General features: G+C 64.8%; 4 protein-coding genes and 1 pseudogene. All 5 read right to left on the bottom strand.

Translation table 11 applies throughout. The annotated features are described in order from the left end of the window. Nucleotides 1-211, bottom strand: a pseudogene (locus A2J01_RS18405) (FtsW/RodA/SpoVE family cell cycle protein); the annotation flags it as partial. Beyond that, entirely contained in the window at nucleotides 208-1,731 is a 1,524-nt protein-coding gene (gene murD / locus A2J01_RS18400; protein WP_064113274.1) for a UDP-N-acetylmuramoyl-L-alanine--D-glutamate ligase, read from the bottom strand. The gene murD and the pseudogene A2J01_RS18405, both read right to left, overlap by 4 nt. A 5-nt stretch (nucleotides 1,732-1,736) precedes the next feature. Then, complete coding sequence (mraY, locus tag A2J01_RS18395; RefSeq protein ID WP_003941699.1) at nucleotides 1,737-2,819, bottom strand: phospho-N-acetylmuramoyl-pentapeptide-transferase; 1,083 nt, start codon at nucleotides 2,817-2,819, stop codon at nucleotides 1,737-1,739. Further along, on the bottom strand, nucleotides 2,816-4,369 hold the full coding sequence (locus tag A2J01_RS18390) for a UDP-N-acetylmuramoyl-tripeptide--D-alanyl-D-alanine ligase (RefSeq protein ID WP_064113273.1): 1,554 nt from the start codon (nucleotides 4,367-4,369) through the stop codon (nucleotides 2,816-2,818). Before A2J01_RS18390 ends, mraY begins: the two co-directional genes overlap by 4 nt. Next, a partial coding sequence (locus A2J01_RS18385) for a Mur ligase family protein (RefSeq protein ID WP_269455325.1) occupies nucleotides 4,366-5,253 on the bottom strand: 888 nt, incomplete at its 5' end. The genes A2J01_RS18385 and A2J01_RS18390, both read right to left, overlap by 4 nt.

Raw genomic sequence — 5,253 nt, 5'->3', positions numbered from 1 at the left:
AGAGCACAGCTCCGAGAATCGCGAAGATCAACTGCTGGGTGAACAACGAATACGCCGAGCCACCGGACACGTACTGCTCGACGCTCGACGCCGACAGAACCATCACGAGCCCCAAGACAGTCAACATCGTGGCAATCGTCACCACCAGGTGGAACGACGCCAACGGCCGCGCCAACCAGGCACCGATTCGGGTCTTGGGACCCTTGGTCATAGCAAGTTCCCGGCTTGGCCAGGCGAATCCGTGAACGGATCGGGTAATGCGGCTACGGCAGCGGCGAAGCTGTCACCACGATGTCCGTAGCTGGCGAACATGTCCAAGGACGCGGCGGCCGGGGCGAGTACAACTGCATCACCGGGGGACGCCAACTCGGCAGCTTCGATTACCACTGCGGCCATGACGGCATCCGCGTCGGCACCCGACGGCAGCCGGATGGTGAGAGTCGAGTTGCTGCTGTTTTCGCTCACCACTGCATCGTCCCCCGACATCACGTGCACCACGGGAACATCGGGTGCGTGTCGCGCGAGCGCGTCCTCGATCACACCAGCGTCACGCCCGAGAAGGACAGCGCCGGAGAGTCGAGGGCCGACTTCGCTCACCAATTGGTCGACGCTGGCTCCCTTGAGCAGACCGCCTGCAACCCAGACGACGCGATCGTGCGCGAGTATCGACGGTCTGGCTGCGTGCGGATTGGTGGCCTTGGAGTCGTCGATGTACACAACGGACCCGACACGGCCGACCAGCGCCCCTCGGTGTGGGCCGACCTTGTGTGCGGCCAGACCGCGTTCGACGACGTCTGCCTCGAATCCGAGTGCCCGCGCCAAGGCGGCGGCGGCCAGCGCGTCCATGACGCCTGCCGGGCCGGCGGGATCTATCGACGCTGCTTCGGCCAAGCGGACGTGATCGCCGAATGCGTTGTCCACGAGGTGTCCCGCTTCGACACCCAGTTCCCCTTCGCCCGGTTCACCCAATCTGAACCCGGTGACAATGTCTGCAGTTGCGCGAGTTCCCAGTTCGGAAGCGATCGCGTCATCGAGGCCGACCACCGCGACCTTTCCGCTCAGCGCCCGCGACTTGGCCTCGGCGTACGCGCTCATTCCGCCGTGCCAGTCGAGGTGATCCTCGGCGACGTTGAGGACCACGCCGGCATCCGGACGCACCGAAGGCGCCCAGTGCAATTGGAAGGACGACAGTTCGACAGCGAGGTACTCCACGCGCGGCGACGTCTCGGCGAGTGCGTCGAGTATCGGCAGCCCGATGTTTCCGCAGGCTCGGCCGACAACTCCAGCGGCGTCGAGAATCGAGGCCAGCATCGACGTCGTCGTGGTCTTTCCGTTCGTCCCCGTCACGACGAGCCATTTACGGGGTGTGCCGAAGTGCCCGCTGTGGTCGACGCGCCAGGAGAACTCGACGTCTCCCCAGATGGGAATCCCGTGACCGGCGGCGGCTGCAAGGATCGGTGCATCCGGCCGAAAGCCGGGACTGGTGACTACGAGCCCGTACTCGGTGATCGAATCCGGAGCATCCTCGATCGAGGTGGTGGTCACCATGCCCGCGCCGAGCTCCGCGCAGCGCTCCGCGAAGTCCAAGGTCGAATCGGCAACCGTCACGACAGCACCGAGGGCGACGAGAGGTTCGATGGTCGCTTGACCGGACACCCGCCCACCGGCGACCAGCACTCGCGTACCGCGGAGCCAGGACAGGTCGTTCTCGGAATCCGCTGAGCTGGTCATGGTTTTCAGCCTCCGAGCGCTGCGAGGTATTCGCTGTAGAAGAGTGCCAATCCGATAGCCGACGCAATAGCCGCCAGCAACCAGAATCTGATGATGACCGTGGTTTCAGCCCACCCGGCGAGTTCGAAGTGGTGATGGAACGGCGCCATTCGGAAGACCCGCCGTCGGCTGGACCGGAACACCGCTACCTGGATCACCACCGACGCGGCCTCCGCGACGAACAGTGCACCGATGACCACCATCAACAGTTCCGTGCTGGTGGTGATCGACAATCCGGCGAGCATGCCGCCGAGGGCAAGAGAACCGGTGTCGCCCATGAAGATCTTGGCGGGTGCGGCATTCCACCAGAGGAAACCGATGCACGCGCCCGCGCCTGCCGCGCAGAGCACCGCGAGGTCGAGCGGGTCTCGGACGTCGTAGCAACCCTTACCGGGATTCGTCTCGCACGAGTAGCGGAACTGCCAGAACGTGATGATGACGTAGGCGCCGAGAACGAAACTCATCGCTCCGGCGGCCAATCCGTCGAGGCCGTCGGTCAGGTTGACGGCATTGGACCAGGCGCTGACCAGTAGGTAGCAGAAGGCGATGAAGACCACGGAACCGAGTGAGACGGTGGCGATGTCGCGGACGTACGACAGATGAACACTGCCCGGAGTCAGCCCGTCGTCACCGCGGAACTGAAGGGCCAAAATTCCGAAGGCAATGGCAGCGACGAACTGGCCGACCAGCTTCGCTGTCTTGTTCAGTCCCAGATTGCGCTGCTTGCGGATCTTGATGAAGTCGTCGAGGAAACCGACTCCACCGAGCGCGGTGGTCAGACCGAGAACGAGTAGGCCGGACGCCGATGGCCCCTCCGCGTTGTCCATGCCGAGACCGATGAGGTGTGAGCCGAGATAGCCGGCCCAGATTCCGGTCAGGATCGCGACGCCGCCCATTGTCGGCGTGCCGCGCTTGGCCTGGTGACTGGCTGGACCTTCGGTTCGGATCTCCTGCCCGAAACCTTGTTTCGAGAACGCCTTGATCAGGATCGGCGTGAGCATGATGGAGACCGCCAGCGCGATGCCTGCGGCGAGAAGAATCTGGATCACTGCGAATCCCCGCCGTTCTCGCCGTCGGTGTTCTCGCTGTCGGTGTTGGGCGTTGCAGCCAGTATCGCTTCGGCGACCGTCCACAGTTCAACCGACTTGGACGCCTTCACCAGGACGAGATCGCCCGGTTCGAGTTCCGCTTCGAGAATGGCGATTGCCGCAGCTGCGTCAGGCACGACGACGGACTCGTCACCCCACGACCCCTCCATCACTGCTCCTTGATGCATCGCACGCGAGGTGCGGCCCGTCCCGACGACGATCAACTTGCTGACATCGAGTCTGACGGCAAGGCGACCGATCGCGTCGTGCTCGACAACTGATTCCGGTCCGAGCTCACCCATCTCTCCGAGCACAGCCCAGCTCCGGCGACCGAAGTGCCGATCCGATCGCGCCATGGACACCAACGCTTTGAGCGCAGCGCGCATGGAATCGGGATTGGCGTTGTAACTGTCGTTGACGACGGTGACGCCGTCGGCGCGCTCGGTGACTTCCATCCGCCTCGCGGACGCTGCCTTCGTGCCCTCGAGGACACGTGCGATGTCTGCAACCGCGAGGCCGTTCTCGAGTGCGACGGCCGCCGCGGCCAGGGCGTTGCTCACGTGGTGTTCGCCGTGAACGGCCAGGCGAATACGTGCAGAACCCTGTGAACAGTTCAGTGTGAAGGAAGCCCTGGCCTGGTCGTCGACAACCACGTCGGTCGCCCGAACGTCGCAGTCTTCCGACTGGCCGACGAATACGATCCGGGCCTTGGTTCGACTCGCCATTGCGGCGACCATGCGGTCGTCGGCGTTGAGGACCGCAACTCCACCGTCGGCTGCCGACGGGAGTGCTTCCACCAGTTCACCTTTGGCGACCGCGATCGCTTCACGCGAACCGAACTCACCGAGATGGGCAGTGCCCACATTGAGAACTACGCCGATCTTCGGCGGCGCGATCTTCGTCAGTTCGCCGACATGACCGACCCCACGGGCCGACATCTCGAGAACGAGGAAGCGGGTCCTCTCGTCGGCGCGGAGCACTGTCCACGGCAGACCTAATTCGTTGTTGAACGACCCGGGGGGCGCAACCACCTCGCCGCACTCGCGCAGCAGCGCTGCTATCAGATCCTTGGTCGAGGTCTTGCCGGCAGAACCGGTGACACCGACCAGCGTCAGTCCACCATCGGTCGGTGCGCCGTTAGTTGCCAGTTCGTCGACGACTGCTCGGGCCAGAAGGCCGAGGGCATGCAGGACCGCGGCTCCGGACCCGTCGGTGTCGTGTTCGAGCAGCATCACTGCACTGGGACCGTCGTTCGGCACCGATGGAACGACGATTGCCGGAACTCCGACCGGCCGCGCCGCGAGCACCGCCACAGCGCCCGCTGCCACCGCCGCTTCCGCGTGATCATGACCGTCGACACGCGCTCCGGGTAGGGCGAGGAAGAGCCCACCTGGAGCTACTTTGCGCGAATCGAATTCGACGGTTCCAGTCACCTGCGTCGACGAATCGTCGACGTCGTGCAGGGTTCCTCCGACGATCTCGGCGATCCGAGAGAGCGTCATCGGGATCATTGCTTGCCTCCATGTGCTGTGTTGATCGCGAATCGGCCGATCATTTCGCCCAACACCTCGCGGTCGTCGAACGGGTGTTTGACCCCGTCGATTTCTTGACCTACTTCGTGGCCTTTGCCTGCCACCAGGACGACATCTCCTGGCTGTGCCCACCGGACTGCTTGCTCGATCGCGGTGGCCCGGTCCCCCACTTCGCGAACCTCGCCGCGTTCGGATTCGGGCACGTCCATGGCGCCTTGCATCACCGAAGCGCGAATCTTCGCCGGATCCTCGGTGCGTGGGTTGTCGTCGGTGACGATCAGCAGGTCTGCGCCTCGCGCACCCGCTTCACCCATGAGTGCCCGTTTGCCGGCGTCGCGGTCACCGCCCGCACCGACCACCACGGCCACTCGGCCGGGAACCTGGTTGCGCAGCGTGGCGATCACGGCTTCGAGCGCTGCCGGCTTGTGGGCGTAGTCGACCACGGCGAGAAAGCTCTGCCCCCGGTCGATCCGCTGAACTCGCCCCGGGACGTCCACGGTCCCGAGCGCTCGAACAGCCGCGTCCGGGTCGAGTCCCGCAGCAAAACTGACGGTCAACGCCAGCGCAGCGTTGGCCACGTTGTATCGCCCGGGGAGACGAAGTGAGACTGGCCACGACTGTCCGTCCGGCCCGACCAACTCGAAGGTCTGGGAGCCGTCCTCGGCAACCTCGACTGCGCCGACCGTCCACTCGGCCTCGGCCGTCGAGGTCGAGACCGTGGTCACCGCGTCGCTCTCGTCGGTCGCGGCCAACTCGGCCATCCGTCGACCCCACACGTCGTCGACGCAGACGACGGCATGCTCGGCTCGCACCGTCGACTCAGGATCGAACAACCGAGCCTTGGCCTGGAAGTACTCCTCGAA

The organism is Rhodococcus sp. EPR-134, from assembly GCF_001647205.1.
Taxonomy (GTDB): Bacteria; Actinomycetota; Actinomycetes; order Mycobacteriales; family Mycobacteriaceae; genus Rhodococcus_F; species Rhodococcus_F qingshengii.
This window is presented reverse-complemented; position numbering and strand designations above follow the sequence as displayed.